Annotated in this window: 14 protein-coding genes; 8 read left to right on the plus strand and 6 right to left on the minus strand. The window is 72.8% G+C overall.

Going from position 1 to position 17762, the window contains the following annotated elements:
* Positions 1–146 precede the first annotated feature (146 nt).
* On the plus strand, positions 147–5525 hold the full coding sequence (locus ACEN9J_RS23505) for a beta strand repeat-containing protein (RefSeq protein ID WP_413762204.1): 5379 nt from the start codon (positions 147–149) through the stop codon (positions 5523–5525).
* Positions 5526–5618: 93 nt separating this feature from the next.
* Here the strand turns inward: ACEN9J_RS23505 and ACEN9J_RS23510 are convergent, their stop codons facing one another.
* Positions 5619–6470 (minus strand): ChaN family lipoprotein, encoded by an 852-nt coding sequence (locus ACEN9J_RS23510; protein WP_413762205.1) that lies wholly within the window; start codon positions 6468–6470, stop codon positions 5619–5621.
* A gap of 71 nt (positions 6471–6541) precedes the next feature.
* On the opposite strand from ACEN9J_RS23510, the gene ACEN9J_RS23515 reads away from it, so the two are divergent.
* On the plus strand, positions 6542–7597 hold the full coding sequence (locus ACEN9J_RS23515; protein WP_413762206.1) for an AbrB family transcriptional regulator: 1056 nt from the start codon (positions 6542–6544) through the stop codon (positions 7595–7597).
* A gap of 54 nt (positions 7598–7651) precedes the next feature.
* On the opposite strand, the gene ACEN9J_RS23520 is transcribed toward ACEN9J_RS23515, so the two are convergent.
* Entirely contained in the window at positions 7652–7930 is a 279-nt protein-coding gene (locus ACEN9J_RS23520) for a DUF3567 domain-containing protein (protein ID WP_057597632.1), read from the minus strand.
* A 117-nt stretch (positions 7931–8047) separates the two neighbouring features.
* Positions 8048–8719, minus strand: coding sequence for a DUF3108 domain-containing protein (locus ACEN9J_RS23525; protein WP_413762207.1), 672 nt, complete (start codon positions 8717–8719; stop codon positions 8048–8050).
* Positions 8720–9357: 638 nt separating this feature from the next.
* On the opposite strand from ACEN9J_RS23525, the gene ACEN9J_RS23530 reads away from it, so the two are divergent.
* Positions 9358–10455 carry a fumarylacetoacetate hydrolase family protein gene (locus tag ACEN9J_RS23530; protein ID WP_413762208.1) on the plus strand — a complete coding sequence of 366 codons (1098 nt, stop codon included), beginning with the start codon at positions 9358–9360 and terminating at the stop codon, positions 10453–10455.
* A 10-nt stretch (positions 10456–10465) separates the two neighbouring features.
* Here ACEN9J_RS23530 and ACEN9J_RS23535 read toward each other — a convergent pair whose 3' ends face one another.
* The gene (locus ACEN9J_RS23535; RefSeq protein WP_057597426.1) at positions 10466–11251 is read right to left on the minus strand and encodes a response regulator transcription factor; all 786 of its coding nucleotides are present in this window, start codon (positions 11249–11251) and stop codon (positions 10466–10468) included.
* Between the two features lie 88 nt (positions 11252–11339).
* On the opposite strand from ACEN9J_RS23535, the gene ACEN9J_RS23540 reads away from it, so the two are divergent.
* From ACEN9J_RS23540 to ACEN9J_RS23550, 3 genes are read left to right on the plus strand one after another with little or no spacing between them, the layout of a single operon-like run.
* Positions 11340–13130 carry an FAD-dependent monooxygenase gene (locus tag ACEN9J_RS23540; protein WP_413762209.1) on the plus strand — a complete coding sequence of 597 codons (1791 nt, stop codon included), beginning with the start codon at positions 11340–11342 and terminating at the stop codon, positions 13128–13130.
* The gene (locus ACEN9J_RS23545) at positions 13127–13348 is read left to right on the plus strand and encodes a hypothetical protein (protein WP_057597424.1); all 222 of its coding nucleotides are present in this window, start codon (positions 13127–13129) and stop codon (positions 13346–13348) included. Before ACEN9J_RS23540 ends, ACEN9J_RS23545 begins: the two co-directional genes overlap by 4 nt.
* Before the next feature lie 19 nt (positions 13349–13367).
* The gene (locus tag ACEN9J_RS23550) at positions 13368–14342 is read left to right on the plus strand and encodes a Bug family tripartite tricarboxylate transporter substrate binding protein (RefSeq protein WP_057597429.1); all 975 of its coding nucleotides are present in this window, start codon (positions 13368–13370) and stop codon (positions 14340–14342) included.
* Between the two features lie 19 nt (positions 14343–14361).
* On the opposite strand, the gene ACEN9J_RS23555 is transcribed toward ACEN9J_RS23550, so the two are convergent.
* Both ACEN9J_RS23555 and ACEN9J_RS23560 read right to left on the minus strand, forming a co-directional pair.
* Positions 14362–15567 carry a toxin-antitoxin system YwqK family antitoxin gene (locus ACEN9J_RS23555; RefSeq protein ID WP_413762210.1) on the minus strand — a complete coding sequence of 402 codons (1206 nt, stop codon included), beginning with the start codon at positions 15565–15567 and terminating at the stop codon, positions 14362–14364.
* Positions 15564–15977 (minus strand): VOC family protein, encoded by a 414-nt coding sequence (locus ACEN9J_RS23560; protein ID WP_057597423.1) that lies wholly within the window; start codon positions 15975–15977, stop codon positions 15564–15566. Before ACEN9J_RS23560 ends, ACEN9J_RS23555 begins: the two co-directional genes overlap by 4 nt.
* Before the next feature lie 201 nt (positions 15978–16178).
* Here ACEN9J_RS23560 and ACEN9J_RS23565 point away from each other — a divergent pair, with 201 nt between their 5' ends.
* Together ACEN9J_RS23565 and ACEN9J_RS23570 are read left to right on the plus strand one after the other, a co-directional pair.
* On the plus strand, positions 16179–17378 hold the full coding sequence (locus tag ACEN9J_RS23565; protein ID WP_413762211.1) for a TraB/GumN family protein: 1200 nt from the start codon (positions 16179–16181) through the stop codon (positions 17376–17378).
* 11 nt (positions 17379–17389) lie between these two features.
* Positions 17390–17761 (plus strand): DUF2946 family protein, encoded by a 372-nt coding sequence (locus ACEN9J_RS23570; RefSeq protein ID WP_057597421.1) that lies wholly within the window; start codon positions 17390–17392, stop codon positions 17759–17761.
* Position 17762: the final 1 nt, after the last annotated feature.

Below are 17762 nucleotides of genomic sequence, written 5' to 3' on the forward strand. Positions count from 1 at the left end.
CGTCCCGGCGCGTCCCGTGCAGCGGGCCCGCGCGGGGGCGCTCGCGCCCGCCGTTTTCTTCCTGGCCTTCGTTCTTCTTCCTTTCCGTCCGTTCGTTCATCCGTTTTCCGTCGTCCACACCGCCATCCCACCCGAGGAGTCACTCCATGAAAGCACGCAAGATCCGCAGCCGGGGCGCACGCCAGCCCGCCATCCGCCTCAACCGCATCGGTTCCGCCGTCGCGGCGGCCCTGCTCGCCGCCGGTGCCGCGCAGGCTGCCGACACCTCGGTCGATGCGGCCCTCAACGGCTCGGTGGCCGGCACGCCGATGGTCAATTCGCAGCCCACCAACAGCGGCGCGGTGAGCGCGGGCATCACCGGCGCGACCGGCGGCACCATCGTCACGGGCACGCCCTCGAATCCCAACCCGGTCGCGGCCGCCACCAGCGGCAACCTGATCGGCGCGAGCGCCACCGGCAACGCCTTCGCCAACGCGATCCAGCCGCTGTCGAGCACGCCGCCGGCCACGCCGGTGGACAACGCGGCCTCGCTGGGCGTGGCGAACAACAGCGGCGCGATCACCAGCGGCGTCGCCAGCAGCAAGCTCGCGGTCGAGCTCAACAACTTCCAGAGCGGCAGCGCGAGCGCCACCGACAACACGATCTCGGCCTCCAGCACCATCAACCAGGGCAGCTCGCTCGTGACCGGCAGCGCGATGGCCGGCGCGACCGGCATCACGGGCAGCGCGGCGCTGAGCTTCCCCGGTGGCGCCCCGCTGTTCGACGCCCAGGGCAACCTGGTCGTGACCTCGCTGCAGCGCGGCGTCGGCGGCCCCTCGGGCGCGACGCTGGCCGGCAACATGATCGACCTGATGCTGACCTCCAGCGGCGCGAACACCGTGACCGCGGCGGCAGCGCTCGACCGCAACACGCTGTCGGCCACGCTCAAGGGCAACAGCGCCAGCAGCGCGGCCGAGGTCCAGGCCGGCGGCGCGCCGAGCTTCGCGGGCGCGGCCGTGGTGTCGAACCTGCAGGTCAACGGCGACGGCATCCTCGCCGCGGTCAAGCACGTGGCCGACAACAGCGGCTCCACCGTGCTGGGCCTGGTCAACGGCCTGGGCGGCGGCGCGGTCAACACGCTGCAGGGCTCGCTGTCGGTGCAGGGCAACGCGATCTCGAGCGCGGCCACCGGCAACGAGGCACTCTCGGCCACCGCCGGCACGGCCGGCAACCGCGTGGTGGTCGGCGCCGGCGTGTCGGTCGCGGGCACGGGCACCGCGGGCATCAACAACAGCGTGCACGGCGGCGTGGCCGTCGCGAGCAAGCTCGACGCCGATCTCGCGGTGCTCAACAGCCAGGGCAACCTGCGCACCGAGCTGGTCGCGCAGACGGTGAGCGGCCAGGTGCTCGCCGGGGTGCAATCGCTCGACAAGGGCGGCCTCGCGCTCAAGGACAACGCGGTCGGCGCGGCGGCGACCGGCAACATCGCCTCGAGCGCGATCGTGCCCGGCGCGGGCGCGGCCTCGTTCGCGGGCACCGCGGGCATTTCGAACCAGCAGTCCAACTCGGAATCGGCGGTGACGGCCCGGATCGGCACCACGCCAGCGGACGGCGCGGTGATCGCGGCCCAGACCGGCGACGGCGTGACCGGCCTGACCAATGCCAGCACGGTCGCGGTCTCGGGCAATACCGCGGCCGCCACCGCGCGCGGCAACCAGGCCGACCAGCGCCTCGCGCTCGAGGCCAACACCATGACGCTGGGCGGCGGCAGCGACAGTGTCGCGCTCACCGGCGGCACCAGCGCCGACGGGCGCGTGTCGGCAAGCGGCCCGGCCACCCTCACCAACCTGCAGGGCAACTACAACAACAGCACGACCACCGCGCTGAACCAGGGCTCGAAGATCTGGCTCACCGCAAACTCGCTCGGCGGCGTGACCGACAGCGCGCTCTCGCTGACCGGCAATCGCCAGGAGGCGGTGGCGGTGGGCAGCGGCGCGACCAGCGACCTCTCGCTCAAGGGCAACGCGGTCGGCACTGGCGCCGGCATCGCCAGCGTGCAGATGAACGACGGCAGCTCCTCGACCGGCGCGCTGCTCAACGTCGCCGAAGCGCGCATCGCGGTCGGCTCCGACCTCGTGCGCGGCTCGGCCGCGCTGACCGACAACCTGCAGCGCGGCATCGCCTACGGCAACTCCGTGACCAACACGCTGGGCGTCGCGGGCGGCGACCTCGCGGTCACGGCCGGCAAGGACCCGGCCTCGGTCGTCAACGTGAACGTCGCGAACAACCTGCCGTTCGACAACACGCTGGCGACGCAGCCGGCCGTGAACGCCTCCTACGGCATCCTCAGCAGCCAGTCGGTGCAGTCCACCGTCGGCGCCACCGCGGTCGGCGTGAACGCCTTCGCGGTCACGGTCGCCGGTGCGAACGGCGTCGACGCGGGCAGCGTGGCGAACGACCGCAACGTCTTCGTGGCGGCCGCGTACGGCAACGACGGCGCCAACGCGCTCAAGCTCGGCGCCAACAACATCGACGCTGGCGGCGGCTACGCGGCCGTGGCCAACGTGACCAACCTGCAGTCGGTGGCGGGCGCCTCGACCAAGATCGAGGCCAGCGCGGTCGGCGGCAACGCGGTGCGCACCATCGTCAGCGGCGGCTTGTCGGATGCATCGGTGTCGAGCAGCGGCAACCTGACCGAGGCGCTGGCCTACGGCAGCCGGGCCACCGGCAACACCGTGCAGGTGAGCGCGACCGGCATCGACACCGCGGGCCCCGTGATCCCGGGCGCCACGGTCGCCGGCGGCGCGATGACCACCGAGGCCTCGTTCAGCGTGCAGAACGGCCAGTCGGGCCAGGGCTCGGTGCTGGCCACGCGCAGCGGCGGCCCCGAGGTGCTGGTGCAGGTGGCGCAGGTCGCGGGCTCGGTCGGCGGCTCGAAGATCGACGCCGACAACAACGCCACCGTCGCCGCGGCCACGAGCAACAGCGCGGTCAACGGCGTGAGCGTGGACGCGCTCGGCATCGCCACCACCACCGCGGTGCAGAACCTGCAGTTCAGCAGCGCCAAGGTCGCCTCGGTCATCGGCCAGGAAGGCGCCCCGCTGGCCCTGCAGGGCGGCGTGCAGGTGCAGCTGGGCGGCAAGGGCGTGACCGACTCCCAGCTCTCGGTCGACGGCAACACGCTGCACGGCTCGGCCACGGGCAATGCCGCGGCCAACAGCATCGCGGTCAAGGGCAACGACATCGCCGCGGCCAGCCTGCTGCCGGTGGCCGGAGCGGCCAACACCACGATCCTGAGCGGCGCGATCGCCGACCACTCGCTGTCGAACGCGCAGCTCGCGATCGGCACGGCGCCGATCTCCTCCAAGGCCGCGGGCGCCTTCGGCATCTCGACCGCGGCGGGCATGCTGGTGGCGGACACCACGCTCAGCGTCTCGAACAACGACCAGAGCGCGAAGGCGGTGGCCAACACCGCGGCCAACGACCTCTCGCTGCAGGCCGCGAACGTCTCGGGACGCAGCGCGCTGCAGTCGGGCCAGGCCAGCATCGCGCCGGTGGAGGCGCGCTCCTTCGCGCAGGCCTACGCGCCCGGCTCGGTGAGCGACTCCTCGGTGCGCATCGCGGGCAACGCGAACACCGCGCTGGCCGTGTCCAACGACGCCACCAGCCGCATTGCGATCGCGGCCGACACCACCCCTGCCGGCGCGCCACTGCCGACCATCGTGCTGCAGGCCGCGCTGCCGGGCGACGGCGGCGTGGTCTCCGACCATGCGCTGATGAACCGCCAGTCGGCCGTGGGCGGCGCCAGCGCGCGCGCCGACACCGCGATCTACAACGCCGATCGCGCCGTGCCCGCCGCGGCGGGCGTGACCGACAGCGCGATCGCGATGACCGGCAACCAGACCCAGGCCGAGGCCGCGGGCAACCGCGCGGGCAATGCCGTCTCGCTGGCCGGCGGCACGGCGCAGGGCGCGAAGACCGGCCTGCTGAACGCGCAGGACAGCATCGGCGCGGTGGCCGCGACGGCCGCCAACGTCACGCAGCTCACGCTGACCGGCACCAATGCCCTGACCCGCAGCGCCGCCACGCTCGAGGGCAACGCCACCGGCAGCGCGGCCACCGGCAACTCGGCGACCAACAGCATCGCGGTCAAGGGCGGCAGCGTCGCCACCGGCGACCCGGCCACGGCGCAGGCCGCGGGCGGGCCGGGCCTGGGCGTGGCGATCACGGCCGACCATGGGCTGGGCAACGCGCAACTTGGCGTGGGCCCGGTGTCGGCGGTCGCGACCGGCAGCATCGGCGTCGACAGCACGGGCACGGCCACGGTGCAGGCCTCGACGATCAGCGTGTCCGACAACCGCCAGAGCGCGCGCGCGGTCACCAACACCGCGACCAATTCGCTCAGCCTCGAAGGCGCGGCCGTCGATGCGCGCGGCGCGATCCAGTCCACGCAGTCCGCGCAGGCGTCGGTGTCGGCCAGCTCGAGCGCCGAACTGTTCGCGCCGGTCGCGTCCACGGATTCGTCGGTGCGCTTCTCGGGCAACACCAACACCGCGCTGGGCGTGATGAACGACGCCACCAACACGCTCGAGGTGTCCGCGGCCAACATCAAGCCCGCGGCCGCCACCGGCAGCGTCTCGCTTGCCGAGACCGGCGGACCGGCCAACGTGGTGGCGACCGGCGACCAGCTGGTGTCGAACCGCCAGACCGCGGCGACCAGCGTGACCAGCACCGCGAGCACCGCGATCTACAACGACGACCGCGCGGTGGCCGGCACCGCCGGGCTGTCGAGCGGGGCGGCGACGGTGTCGAACAACAGCACCCTGGCCGAGGCCTCGGCGAACCGCGCCGCCAACAGCGCGACCGTGACCGGCGATGCCACCCAGGGCGCGAGCGTGGGCGTGTCGAACGTGCAGACCAGCAGCGCGACAGTGAGCGCGAGCGCCACCACCGCCGCGGGCATCACGCTCGCGGGCGCGGTGCCGCTGAACGCGGGCAGCATCGCGCTCAACGGCAACACCACCTCGGCGCTGGCGCGCGGCAACGCGGCCACCAACGTGGTCGACTCGAGCGCGGGCAGCGGCTACGGGGGCGCGGCCTCGACCGGCAGCGCGACGCTGACGGCCTCGCCGCTGGCGCTCAACGTCGGCGCCAGCGCCGGCGTGCTCAACAGCCAGGTGAACACGGGCGCGGTCAGCGCGACGAGCAGCGGCGTGAGCTACCAGGTGGCACTGAACGCGACCGGCCCGGGCACGCTCAACGGCAGCATCGGCGTCACCGGCAACTCGCTGGCGGCGCAGGCCTACGGCAACAGCGCCACCAACCGCGTGACGCAGACCGCGCTGAACACCGGCACGCCGAGCGCGGCGGTGGGCAGCTACCAGGTCAACACCGGCGCGGTGACGGCCACGGTGACCGCCGTGAACTTCGGCGCCGGCGTGACTTCGACGGGCGCGGTGGGCAGCAGCACGCTGCGCACCACGGGCAACCAGGTCACGGCCTCGGCCACCGGCAACTCGGCGACCTCGTCGATCCTGGCGCGCTGAAGCGGGGGCGGGCCCGCGGGCCCGTCGCGCGAAGAAAGACGAAGGCCGCGGCCGGACGCACGTCCCGCCGCGGCCTTCGCACGTCCGGACCGCTCAGGACTTCTTCGCCGGGCCCATCGACTTGCGGAGCTCCGCGCAGTAGTCCTTCTCGGGCAGCGGCGCCGTGCGCCAGGTGCGGTCGTAGCCGACCGACGTCGCCGCGGCATCGGCGGGCGCGGCGAGCAGGCGCACGGTCTTGAACGAGACCTCGTCGGGCAGGTGCTGCGCCACGCCGAGCTGGCGGTCGACGTGGCCCGCGCCCGCGATCAGCAGCACGGTGCGGCCCGGCTGGCGCGCCTTGACGATGGCCTGGGCCATGGCGCGGTCGCGGCCGACCTGGATCCGGGTCATGGGCACGATCTGCGATTCGGGCAGCAGCTTGCAGTGGCCCTCGCGCACGGCGTCCTGCTGCGCGGTGTAGGCCTCGCCGTTGAGCTGCACGTCGAGCGAAACGTCGGCCATCGCGTCCTTCATGCGCGCGCGCGGCAGGTTGGCGCCGAGCACCGGCACGCCGGCGCGCACCGCGGCCATCACGGCCGGACCGTAGTCGGCCCAGGGCCAGGCCTTGTCGTTCCAGCTCAGCGCGGTGCGCACCTGGGCCTCGGTGGCCGCGGCCGGCAGGTGCGCGGTGCCGTTGCCTTCCTCGGCCATCTCGAGCGCCAGCGCCGCGAGCCGGCCGCGCGCGGCCAGCGCCTCGACCGTCTCGCGCTCGATCGCATGGTGCTCGGGGGCATCGTGCTGCTCGCCGAGCAGCAGGGCGTCGGTGGGCAGCAGGGCCTCGACGCGGCGGGCGATGGGGGCGTCGGGCGCCTCGGCGCCGCCGGGCCAGCCCGCGCAGCCGGCGATGAGGGTGCTGCCCAGAAGAGCAAGCAGGAGGGCGGAGACGGGCCGGTGCGCGAAAGACATCGCGCCATACTACGCAACGGCGCCGCGCGCGCTGCCGTCCTTTGCCCCTACCGCCTGTCCGTCCGTTCCGCGTGTCCCTTTCCTTCCCGGTCCGCGTGCTGGCCACGCTGCTGCTCGCCTTCGTGGCGGCCCAGATCTGCCTCGCGCTCCATACCCCGCTGCCCTGGATGATCGGCCCGCTGCTCGCGGTGTCGCTGGCCTCGATCGCGGGCGCGCCCACGGCCAGCCACGTGCCGTTGCGCAACGCCGGGCAGTGGACCATCGGCACCGCGCTGGGCCTGTACTTCACGCCGCATGTGGTCGCGCTGGTGGCCAGCGTCTGGTGGGCGATCGTGCTCGCGATCGCCTGGGCGCTGTTGCTGGGCTGGGGCTTCGGGCGCTGGCTCTACGGCCTGCATGCGTCGCGCATGCCCCAGGTGCCGGAGCGCTCCATGAGAGCCACGACTTACTTCGCGGGTGCGATCGGCGGCGCCTCGGAGATGACGCTGCTGGCCGAGGCCCAGGGCGCGCGCACCGACCTGGTGGCCGCGGCCCACAGCCTGCGCGTGCTGATCGTGACGGTGACGATCCCGTTCGCGATGCAGTGGAGCGGGCTGCATGGGCTGGAGCTCAGCCCGCCGAGCGCGCGCGAGGTGAACCCCGGCGGCCTCGCGCTACTGGCGGTGGCCACGGGCGCGGGCGGCTTGGCGATGCGCGCGCTGGGCCGCACCAACCCGTGGTTCATGGGCGCGCTGCTGGTCGCGATGGCTTTCACCGTCGCCGGGCTGTCGCTGTCGGCGGTGCCGGGGTGGATGTCGAATGCCGCGCAGCTGGTGATCGCCGTCAGCCTGGGCGTGCGCTTCAGCCGCGAGTTCCTGCACACCGCGCCGCGCTGGCTGGGCTCGGTCACGGTGGGCACGCTGGCCATGCTCGTGGTGTGCGCCGGCGTGGCCTGGCTGCTGGCCTGGGCCACCGGGCTGCATCCGGCCACCATGATCCTCGGCACCTCGCCGGGCGGCATCGCCGAGATGTCGATCACGGCCAAGGTGCTGCAGCTCGGGGTGCCGGTGGTGACGGCGTTCCAGGTCTGCCGGCTGGTGGCCGTTTTGCTGCTTGTGGGGCCGATGTTCCGGTGGATCTACCGGTAAGGCCCAAAGAAAAAGCGCCCCGCGGGGCGCTTCGTTACTGGCACGGGGCTCGGCTCAGTGCACCAGCAGCGGCGTCTGCGCCAGCTCGGCATAGCCCTCGAGCGTGTCCTCGACCTCTTCCTGGGTCGGCGTGTTGAGCTGCCAGGCCGCGATCTGCTGGCGGAACAGCTCGGCCCAGGAACCGTCGAGGTAGAGCTCCTTGCCGGAACGCTTGTCGACGATCTCGAAGCCGTGGCGCTCGAGCACCGGCACGTTGGGTTCGGCAGGAACCTCGCCTTCGTTCGGCTGCACGTGCACGACGACGAAGGAATCCGAGTCGTAAAGCATGTTCATGGCGGGGCCTGTGAGGATGTCGAGGGCGTTCATGAGGGTTACATAGCAATCAACGCGCCAGTTTCAAGATGGGTTGTCGTGTTGCCATTAAAACGTTTGGATGCCTGGTTTTTCGCATCAACCGGGGGGCGTGGCGGGTAGGGGTTTGCGCAATTGGGCGTCGGCGAAGTCGCCGTTCGGCTCGGTCTGGCGAATCCGCACCGGCAGGTAGCCATAGGCCGGGGCCAGCCAGAGCTCGACTTTCCGGTCGAAAGGCTTGCGTGGATCGCGCGTGAGCTTGCGCGCCAGGTACTCGCCGGCCGGCAGGTTCAGTTTCTCTTCGTCGCCGACCACGAACACCCAGACGTCGGCATCGCGCGCGCCCACGGTCTGGATCGCGATCCGCGTGCCGGCCGGGTAGCGCTCGGGGCTGGCCGCCAGCAGGCCGCCGAGCTGCATCATGACGCTCATGCGGTCCTGCGCGCCGGGCTGGAGCGGCACGGGCGGCGCGTTGTTGCTGAACACCACCTCGCCGCGGTCGCGCGCGAAATGCGAGGCCACCTCGGCCTTGCGGCTCTCGGAATAGCGCTCGGGCTCCAGCCCCGAGGGGCCGATCACTCCGGTGCTGCGCCAGTTCAGCAAGGTGAAGAAGACGGCCTTGAGCGTCAGCCGGCCGTCGTAGCGGGTGCCGTCCTGCAGCCACACCAGCTCGCCGAACACGCCGCGCTGCGGCGAGGCGCCGATCTGGCCCGTGGCCTCGAAATCGAGCGTGACCGAGCCCGGGATGCGCAGCGACTGGGTGCCGGCCATCGTGGGGGGCGCTTCGCCGGCGCCGGTGGCGGGCGCGCTGCCCGGTGTGGCGGGGGGGCGGCCGCGCTGGCGGGCGGCTCGGGCGCGGGTGCTGCTCCTGAATCGGGAGCAGCCTGCGCCACCAGGTCGGGTGTTTCGGGATCCTTGGGCGCAGTGGCCTCGGGCGCGGGATCGGGCGAGGGCGCGGCCGCCGCAGGGACCGGATCGGGCTTCGGACGCGGCGCGTGCACCGCGCGCGGCCGCAGCGGCCGGGTCGGCGCGGGCGGGGCCGTCGCGGCGGGCGGCGGCGCCGCCGCGGGCGTTTCGGCCACCGGCGGCGCGATCACGATGGTGCGCGTGCTGAACTTGGTGATCGGCGACGCGGGCTCGGCCCCGAGCCCGGCCGGCGCGAGGCCCAGCAGCGCCATGTGCGCGAGCGCCACCAGCAGCGTCAGCAGCGCCAGCGCCCGCCACGAGGGCCGCCAGGGCGCCGGGGAGGAGGGTGGGGGAGCGACGGTCGTCGGCATGGAAGGTGGAGTGGGCGCCGCCACCGAGGTTCATCGGGGCCACCTCGGTACACTGCCGCCCGTCCAACCAGTTTAGGGGAGCGGCGCGGGGCCCGGCGCGGCGCCCCGTCGCCTTTTTCCCAGCACCGCACCATGAAACTCGCCACCCTCAAGGACGGCTCGCGCGACGGCCAGCTCGTCGTCGTGTCGCGCGACCTCACGCTCGCCCACTACGCGACCGGCATCGCCCACCGCCTGCAGCAGGTGCTCGACGACTGGGGTTTCATGGCGCCGCAGTTGCAGGACCTGTACGCCGCGCTCAACGCCGGCCGCGCGCGCCACGCCTTTCCCTTCGATCCCGCCCAGTGCATGGCGCCGCTGCCGCGCGCCTACCAGTGGGCCGACGGCTCGGCCTACCTCAATCACGTCGAGCTGGTGCGCAAGGCGCGCAATGCCGAGGTGCCCGAGAGCTTCTACCAGGACCCGCTGATGTACCAGGGCGGCAGCGACGACTTCATCGGCCCGACCGACGACGTGGTCGTGCCCAGCGAGGCCATGGGCATCGACTTCGAGGCCGAGATCGCGGTCGTCACCGGCGACGTGAAGATGGGCGCCACGCCCGAGCAGGCGCTCGACGGCATCCGCCTCGTGATGCTGGCCAACGACGTCAGCCTGCGCAACCTGATCCCGGCCGAGCTCGCCAAGGGCTTCGGATTCTTCCAGAGCAAGCCCGCCACCGCCTTCAGCCCCGTGGCCGTGACCCTCGACGAGCTCGGCGAGGCCTGGATCGGCGGCCGCGTGCACCTCGCGCTGCAGAGCAGCTGGAACGGCCGCAAGGTCGGGCTGTGCGAGGCCGGCCCCGAGATGACCTTCCATTTCGGCCAGCTCATCGCGCATGTCGCCAAGACGCGCAACGTGCGCGCCGGCAGCATCGTCGGCAGCGGCACCGTGAGCAACCAGGGCGTGGAGAAGAACGGCCGCATGGAATGGCCGCGCGGCTATTCGTGCATCGCCGAGAAGCGCTGCATCGAGACCATCCAGGACGGCGTGCCCTCGACCGAGTTCATGCGCTATGGCGACACCATCCGCATCGAGATGAAGGGGCTCGACGGGCGCTCGATGTTCGGCGCGATCGACCAGGAGATCGTGGCGCCGGGCGGGCGCGCGAAGGCGGCGGCGGACGAGGCCGCGAAGCCCGCGCCGGTGGCCGTGCCCGACGACGCGGCCGAGCCGCAGGCTTCCGAGGACTGAGCGCGCCCGCTCACTGCGCCGCGGGCCAGCCGCGCAGCAATTCCTTCTGCGACCGTATCCCCAGCCGCCGGAACGCCCGGTACTGGTGGGTGCGCACGGTCGTGAGCTCGACCCCGATCTCGCGCGCCGCCTCCTTCGCGGTGCGCCCGGCCATCAGGTGCCCGATGACCTCGCGCTCGCGCAGGCTCAGCGTGAGCAGCCGCGAGGCCAGCGCCGGTGCCGTGGCCTCGCGCGCGGCCACGGCGCTGCGGCCGTGGGCGGTGGTGGCGTCGGCCAGCAGGGTGGCGTGGCGCTCGATGACGGCGAAGTCGCCGGCGCCGAACTCGGGCTGCGCCAGGCTGCGGTAGAAGCTCACGGCCACGCGCTGGCCCGTGGGCAGCAGCAACAGCACCGAGGCGCGCTCGCGGATGCCGACGTCGCCATAGCAGGCGGCGCGGTAGGCCGGATCGGCCACCTCGTCGCCGAGCTGGTGGCCCAGCCACAGCTGCGCGCGCCGCGGCAGCTTGCGCGCGGCCAGCCAGGCCATGTTGGGATCGAGCAGGTCGAAGCGCTGCGCCACGTAGCGCTCGGCCGTGCGCTCGGCCGTGCTGCCGTAGCTGCTGGCCGCCGACACGGTCTCGATGCGGCCGCTGGCGCCGACCGCGAACACGGTGCAGAAGGTGACGGGCATCACGCGCTGCATCGCGGCGAGGTAGCTGGCCGCGAGGTGCGGCGTGCCGACGCCGGCGAGCACGTCGCCGACCACGCTGGCCGACAGCGTGGCCTCGGGCGCGGCGGGAAGGCGCCAGCGTTTCATGGGGCGGGGAGAGGGCAGGGGATTCGGGTAAACACTTCGTACGAAGTTATGACAATGCGGCGCCGGGCGCGTCGGGACAATCCCGGGCATGAACCGCCCCGTTGCTCCCTCGAATCCCTCGCCGGCCGCGCGCCCCGGCGACGCCGCCGGCGGACCGCTGCCGCCGGCAGCGGCCGGCCTGCCGCCCTCGGTCGGCGCCTTCGACTACACGCGCTACCCGGTGCGCCTGCCGGCGCTCGCGGCCGACGGCCTCGAGGCCGTGGCGGGCGGCAGCCATCCGGTGGTGATCGCGGGCGGCGGCCCGGTCGGCATGGCGCTCGCCCTGGGGCTCGCCAACCACGGCGTGCGCAGCGTGATCCTCGAGGCCGACGACACGGTCTGCGTGGGCAGCCGCGCGGCCTGCATCTCGCGCCGCAGCCTGGAGATCATGGCGCGCCTGGGCGTGCTGCCGGCCTTCCTGGCCAAGGGCCTGCCGTGGACCGGCGGGCGCAGCTTCTACAAGACCGAGGAGGTGTTCCGCTTCGAGATGCCGCACGACGCGCGGCAGAAGCTGCCGCCGATGATCAACCTCGAGCAGTACTACGCCGAGCACTACCTGCTCGAGGAGATCGAGCGCCGCAACGCCGCGGCGCCGGGGCTGATCGACATCCGCTGGGGCACCGAGCTCACCGGCCTTTCGCAGGACGACGCGGGCGTGCTGCTCGAGGCGCGCAACGCGCAGGGCGAGTACAGGCTGCGCGGCCGGTGGCTCGCGGCCTGCGACGGCGGCCAGAGCTTCGTGCGCAAGGCGCTGGGCCTGGCGCTCGAGGGCACGGGCTACGAAGGCCGCTACGTGATCATCGACATCGAACTCAAGAGCGGCCACCCGACCGAGCGCCGCGCCTGGTTCGACCCGCCGTGGAACCCGGGCTCGACCGTGCTGATGCACCGGCAGCCCGACGACATCTGGCGCATCGACTACCAGCTGCGCGCCGGCCAGAGCACGGAGGAGGCGCTGCAGCCGCCGGCCGTGGCCGAGTTCGTGCAGCGCCATCTCGACGCCATCGGCGAGGGCCACCTGCCGTGGAAGACGGTCTGGACCTCGGTCTACCGCGCCGGCGCGATGACGCTCGCGAGCTACCGCCATGGCCGCGTGCTGTTCGCGGGCAACGCGGCGCATGCGATGCCGATCTTCGGCGTGCGCGGCCTCAACTCGGGCTTCGACGATGCCGACAACCTGGCCTGGAAGCTGGCCTTCGTGGCGCGCGGCCTGTCGGAGGCCGCGCTGCTCGACAGCTACTCGGCCGAGCGCATCGCCGCCTTCCACGTCAATGCCGAGAACGCGATGCGCAGCACCGAGTTCATGTCGCCGCCCTCGCGCGGCTTCGACCTGCTGCGCGAGGCCGCGCTGTCGCTGTCGGGCGCGCACCGCGGCATCGCGCAACTGATCAATCCGCGCCAGACGCAGGCGGTGCGCTACGAGGATTCGCCGCTGTCGAGCGAAGATGGCGACGCGCTGCCCGCGGGCCCGCTGCCCGGCGAGGCGATGCCCGAGCAGCAGCTCGCGCAGGGCCATCTCACCGACCGGATCGGCGCGTGCTTCACGTTGCTCGTGCTGCGTTCCGCGGGCGCGGATTTCGAACTGCCGGCCGGCGACATCGCCGCGGCGCGCGCCGGTGCCCTGCCGTTCGCGCTGTGCACCGTCGCGGCCGACGGCCCCGCCGATGCCCATGCCGACGCGCGGGTGTTCGAGGCCCTCGGCGCGCGCGAGGGCGCCGTCTACCTGCTGCGCCCCGACGGCCACGTGGCCGCGCGCTGGCGCCGCCTGGGCGCGGGCGTGCTGCCGCGCGCGCTCGAACGCGCGGCCGCCGCCGTGCAACTGGAGACCCTCGCCGCATGACCACCGCACTTCCCACCCTGGCCCCCGAGGCCCGCGACCGCCTCTACGCCGACTGCGCGAACGCCATCAGCGAGGCCGGCGCCGAGCGCGAATCGCTGTTCCTCGCGCGGCTCGCGCTGCTGCTGTTCGAGCAGGTCGGCGACGAGGCGCGCTGCCGCGCCGCGCTGGCCGACGCGCTGCATGCGCTGCCCGTACCATCGCTGTCCGCAACCGAATGACAACCTGGAGATGACACTCATGGACCGCCGTACCCTTCTTGCCACGCTCGCCTCGGGCGCCGCCGTGGCCGCCGCGCCCTTCGCCCGCGCGCAGGACTATCCCTCGCAACTGATCCGCTGGGTGGTGCCCTATCCCGCGGGCGGCGGCACCGACGTGATCGCGCGCGCGCTGGCCGAGGCCATGCGCCAGACGCTGGGCCAGCAGATCGTGATCGACAACCGTCCCGGCGCCTCGACCAACATCGGCGCCGACATGGTCGCCAAGAGCAAGCCCGACGGCTACACCGTGCTGTCGGCCGACAACGCGGTGCTGGCCTTCAACGAACACCTGTTCGGCAAGCTGCCCTTCAACCCCGAGAAGGACTTCAGCTACATCGGCGCGATCGGCAAGTTCCCGCTGGCGCTGGTGGTGCATCCGGACTTCCCGGCCAAGAACTTCAAGGAGTTCCTGGCCTACGTGAAGGCCAACCCGGGCAAGGTCAACTACGCCTCGCCGGGCAACGGCTCGCCGCATCACCTGGCGATGGAGATGTTCAAGGTGCGCACCGGCACCTTCATCACCCACATCCCCTACCGCGGCGCGGCCCCGGCCATGGCCGACGTGATGGGCGGCCAGGTGCCGTGCATGTTCCTCGACCTGGCCTCGGGCCTGTCGATCATGAAGGGCAACAAGGTGCGCGTGCTGGCCATCGGCTCGGGCGCGCGCAGCAAGCTGCTGCCCGAGGTGCCGACGCTGGCCGAGGTGGGCGTGTCGAACTCCGAGGTGTTCGCGTTCCAGGGCGTGCTCGGCCCGGCCGGCCTGCCAGCGCCGGTGGTGAACAAGCTCAACGGCGACCTCAACCGCGCCTTCGGCAATCCGCAGGTGCAGAAGCGCTTCGAGGACTTCGGCATGGAAGCCATGCCCGGCACGCCGGCGCAGTTCGCGGCGCTGTCGCGCGCCGAGTCGAAGCGCTGGGGCCCGATCATCAAGCAGGCAGGCATCAAGCTCGACTGATCGCCCCCGAGGGGGCCCGTCAGCGCGCGTAGGCCTTGCGCGAGCCGTCCTCGAACACCTCGTCGTCGCGCACCAGTTCGCCGTTCTCGTCCCAGCCGCGCTCGCGCGTGACGCGGCCGCGCGCGTCGAAGCTCGATTCGGCGACCAGCGTGCCCTTCTCGTCGAAGCGCTGGTGCGTGCCCTGCGGCAGTTGCCGCGCGCCGCGCCCGCCCACGAGGTAGCGGCCCAGCGCGGCGCGCTGGCCGTTGTCGTGGAACTCGGTGACCAGCACCGTGCGCGCATTGCCCGTGCCGCTGTAGACCGACCTGGTGTGCGGCTGGCCGTTGAGGTAGTAGCTGTCGTCGCCGATCGGCTCGCCGGCGCTGTTCCAGCGCTGGTCGCGCACCAGCGTGCCGCGCTCGGAGAACTCCTGGTCGCGCAGGCGGATCGCCGAGCGCGACGCCCCCAGCAGCGAGACGGTCTCGCGGCGCTTCACGCCCTCGGAAGAGAACTGGCGCTCGGTGCGCTGGTTGCCGTTGATCTCGTCGAGCTGCGAGGGCTTGCCGTTGTCGTAGAAATCCTGCGTGCGCACGCGCTTGCCGGCCAGGTAGGACTGGCGCGAGCGCAGGATGCCGCGCGCGTCGAACAGCTCGACCTGCGAGGGCGCGCCGCCGAAGCCGCACAGCCGCGCGTCGTCGGCCGCGGGCGCCAGCATCGGCGCGTTGCCGCAGCGCAGCGCCGAGAGCTGGCCGCGCTCGGTGAATTCGGCCGAGGCCCGGTCGCCGCCCTGCTCGGGATAGAAGCTGGCGCGGCGCAGCTTGCCGCTGGCATGGAAGCTTCGCACCAGGCCGCGTTCCTGGCCGTCGTCGTAGGTGGCTTCGCGCAGCACCTGGCCGCCGGGCGCGAACTCGCGCGCCAGGCCGTGCATGTTGCCCTTGGCGTTGAGCGTGTGCTCCTTCGCGAGCCGGCCGTTCTCGTAGACGCGCACCAGGCCCATGAAGACGCCGTTCTGGATCTGTTCCTCGCGCAGCAGCTGGCCGCTGCCGCGGTCCTTGCAGCGCAGCACGCCGGTCTTGCGCGCGGTCTCGCTGCCGTTGGCGGGGTTGACCGGCTGGCCGTTGAGCTCGCAGTCCTGCGCCGCGCGCGCGGCGGTCGCGCCGGCGAACAGCAGCGCCAGCGATGTGGCCAGGGCCAGCCGCGCCGCGAGCCGCGGAACATCGACCGGCCGGACCGGAGCGTGGGTCACTTGTCGTAAAGCGCGTCGAGCGAGCGGAAGCCCTTGGCCTCGATCGGGTTGCCGAAGGGGTCGCAGAAGAACATGGTCCACTGCTCGCCCGGCTGGCCTTCGAAGCGCACCTGGGGCTTGAGCACGAAGTCGGTGCCGGCGGCCTCGAGCCGCGCGGCCAGCGCCTGCCAGTCGGGCAGGGCCAGCACGATGCCGAAGTGCGGCATCGGCACCATCGCATCGCCGACGCGGCCGGTGCGCGTGGTGGCGAAGGGTTCGCCCAGGTGGAGCGAGATCTGGTGGCCGAAAAAGTCGAAATCGACCCAGGTGTCGGTGCTGCGGCCTTCGGCGCAGCCGAGGGCCTCGCCATAGAAGCGGCGCGCGACGTCGAGGTCGCGCACGTGGAAGGCGAGATGGAAGATGCTCTGCATGTTCCGGATTATGGGCAGCGGTGCTGTTGTAATGCCGGACTTTCTTTCTTCATGGAGCGAGCCTTGCGGATACTCCGGGCACTGGTTGCACCGAGGCGCGAAATCGACAAGCCGTCCGATCGGTCGGCACGGCGCATGCGCCTGGTCTCCTCATCTTTCCTCTCTTCCTTTCGTTTCTCCTTCTCCTGGGCGCGCGGCGCGTTGCCGGCCCTGGTCGGTGCCTGCTGCGCGCTGGCCGGCGTGGCGGCGCAGGCAGCCTGCCCGCCCTCGGCCATCGGCAGCCTCGAGCGCTCGCGCAGTTCGAGCGACCAGCGCAGCGGCGCCGACCGCGGCCTGCTGTGGCGCATCGAGAAGGACGGCCGCACCTCGTGGCTGTACGGCACCATCCACCTCGGGCGCGCGCCCTGGCTGCGCCCCGGCCCGACCGTGCAGCGCGCGCTCGGACAGAGCGACGCGCTGGCGCTCGAGATCGACGTGCGCGATCCCGCCGCGATGAAGCCGCTGACCCAGCCGGCCGACCCGGCGCTGGTCGCGCGGCTGCTCAGCGGCGAGCGCGCGCGCCGGCTCGCGCGGCAGAACGAGATCGCCTGCGTGACGCCGGGCGCCAACGCGGCGCTGCAGCCGATCCTGCAGGTGACGGCGCTGACCGGCCTGGCCGGGCGGGCCGACGGCCTCTACCCCGATTTCGGCATCGACGAGATGCTGGCCGTGTGGGCGCGCAACGCCAACAAGCCGGTGTTCGCGCTCGAGAACCCGGCCGCCCAGCTCGAGATGCTGACCGGCGGCTCCGAGGAGGAGGAGGCGGCGCAGATCGACTCGGCGCTCGACGAACTCGAATCGGGCCAGTTGCGCACCCAGCTCAAGGAGCTGGCCGACGCCTGGGGGCGCAGCGACCTCGCGCGGCTCGCGCGCTATCCGGAGTGGTGCGACTGCATGCGCACGCCGGCCGAACAGCGGCTGATGACGCGGCTGCTCGACGACCGCAACCCGATCCTGGCGGCCGGCATCGCGCGCATGCACGACGGCGGCCAGCGCGTGTTCGCGGCCGTGGGCGCGCTGCACATGATCGGCGCCCAGGGCCTGCCGACCCTGCTGGCGGCGCGCGGCTTCACGGTGACCGAAGTGCTGCCGGGCGAGCGCGGCACGCTGCCCACCGCGGCCGAGGAGCCCGAGGCCGAGGCGGCGGCGGTGGCACCGCCCGTGCGATCGGCGCGCGGCAGCCGCTCGGCCAAGGCCGCGCCGGTTCGCGGCAAGGCGGGCGCGCGTGCGGCGGCGCCGGCCAAGGGCGGCAAGGCGGCGCCGAAGGGCGCCAAACCGGCAGCCAAGGCACCGGCCAAATCGGCGGCCAAGCCGGCCGCGAAGGCACCGGCCAAGCCCGCCGCGTCCAAAACGCGCCGATAATCGCGCCCGCCATGCACCTGATGCGCCGCCACACCCGCTTCCTCGGCCTCGCCGGCCGCTGGGTGCTGCTGTGGTTCGCGCTCTCGCTGGGCGCGGCGATCGCCTCGCCGCTCGTGCATCCGCAGGCGATCGAGCTGGTCTGCTCGAGCGCCGGTGCCGTCAAGGCGGTGGTCCACACCGAGGACGGCGTGCAGGAAATGGGCGTCTCGCACATGGACTGCCCGCTGTGCGTGCTGACCGGCGCGCCGCCGCCGGTGCCGCCGGTCGCCACCCTCGACCTTCCCCTGCCGCTGGGGCGCGTGCTCCAGCCGATTCCCGCCGCGCGCCTGGCCGCGGCCACCGCGGCGCCGCTGCCCGCGCGCGGACCGCCTTCGCGCTCCTGAA

Source organism: Variovorax sp. Varisp41 (genome assembly GCF_047325085.1).
Classification (GTDB): Bacteria; Pseudomonadota; Gammaproteobacteria; order Burkholderiales; family Burkholderiaceae_C; genus Variovorax.

What these genes read in the sequence shown, in the direction of transcription:
- ACEN9J_RS23505 (WP_413762204.1), top strand. Translation starts at nt 147, where the DNA reads ATGAAAGCACGCAAGATCCGCAGCCGGGGCGCACGCCAGCCCGCCATC.
- ACEN9J_RS23510 (WP_413762205.1), bottom strand. Translation starts at nt 6,470, where the DNA reads ATGTCTTTCGCGCACCGGCCCGTCTCCGCCCTCCTGCTTGCTCTTCTG.
- ACEN9J_RS23520 (WP_057597632.1), bottom strand. Translation starts at nt 7,930, where the DNA reads ATGAACATGCTTTACGACTCGGATTCCTTCGTCGTCGTGCACGTGCAG.
- ACEN9J_RS23525 (WP_413762207.1), bottom strand. Translation starts at nt 8,719, where the DNA reads ATGGCCGGCACCCAGTCGCTGCGCATCCCGGGCTCGGTCACGCTCGAT.
- ACEN9J_RS23530 (WP_413762208.1), top strand. Translation starts at nt 9,358, where the DNA reads ATGAAACTCGCCACCCTCAAGGACGGCTCGCGCGACGGCCAGCTCGTC.
- ACEN9J_RS23535 (WP_057597426.1), bottom strand. Translation starts at nt 11,251, where the DNA reads ATGAAACGCTGGCGCCTTCCCGCCGCGCCCGAGGCCACGCTGTCGGCC.
- ACEN9J_RS23540 (WP_413762209.1), top strand. Translation starts at nt 11,340, where the DNA reads ATGAACCGCCCCGTTGCTCCCTCGAATCCCTCGCCGGCCGCGCGCCCC.
- ACEN9J_RS23545 (WP_057597424.1), top strand. Translation starts at nt 13,127, where the DNA reads ATGACCACCGCACTTCCCACCCTGGCCCCCGAGGCCCGCGACCGCCTC.
- ACEN9J_RS23550 (WP_057597429.1), top strand. Translation starts at nt 13,368, where the DNA reads ATGGACCGCCGTACCCTTCTTGCCACGCTCGCCTCGGGCGCCGCCGTG.
- ACEN9J_RS23560 (WP_057597423.1), bottom strand. Translation starts at nt 15,977, where the DNA reads ATGCAGAGCATCTTCCATCTCGCCTTCCACGTGCGCGACCTCGACGTC.
- ACEN9J_RS23570 (WP_057597421.1), top strand. Translation starts at nt 17,390, where the DNA reads ATGCACCTGATGCGCCGCCACACCCGCTTCCTCGGCCTCGCCGGCCGC.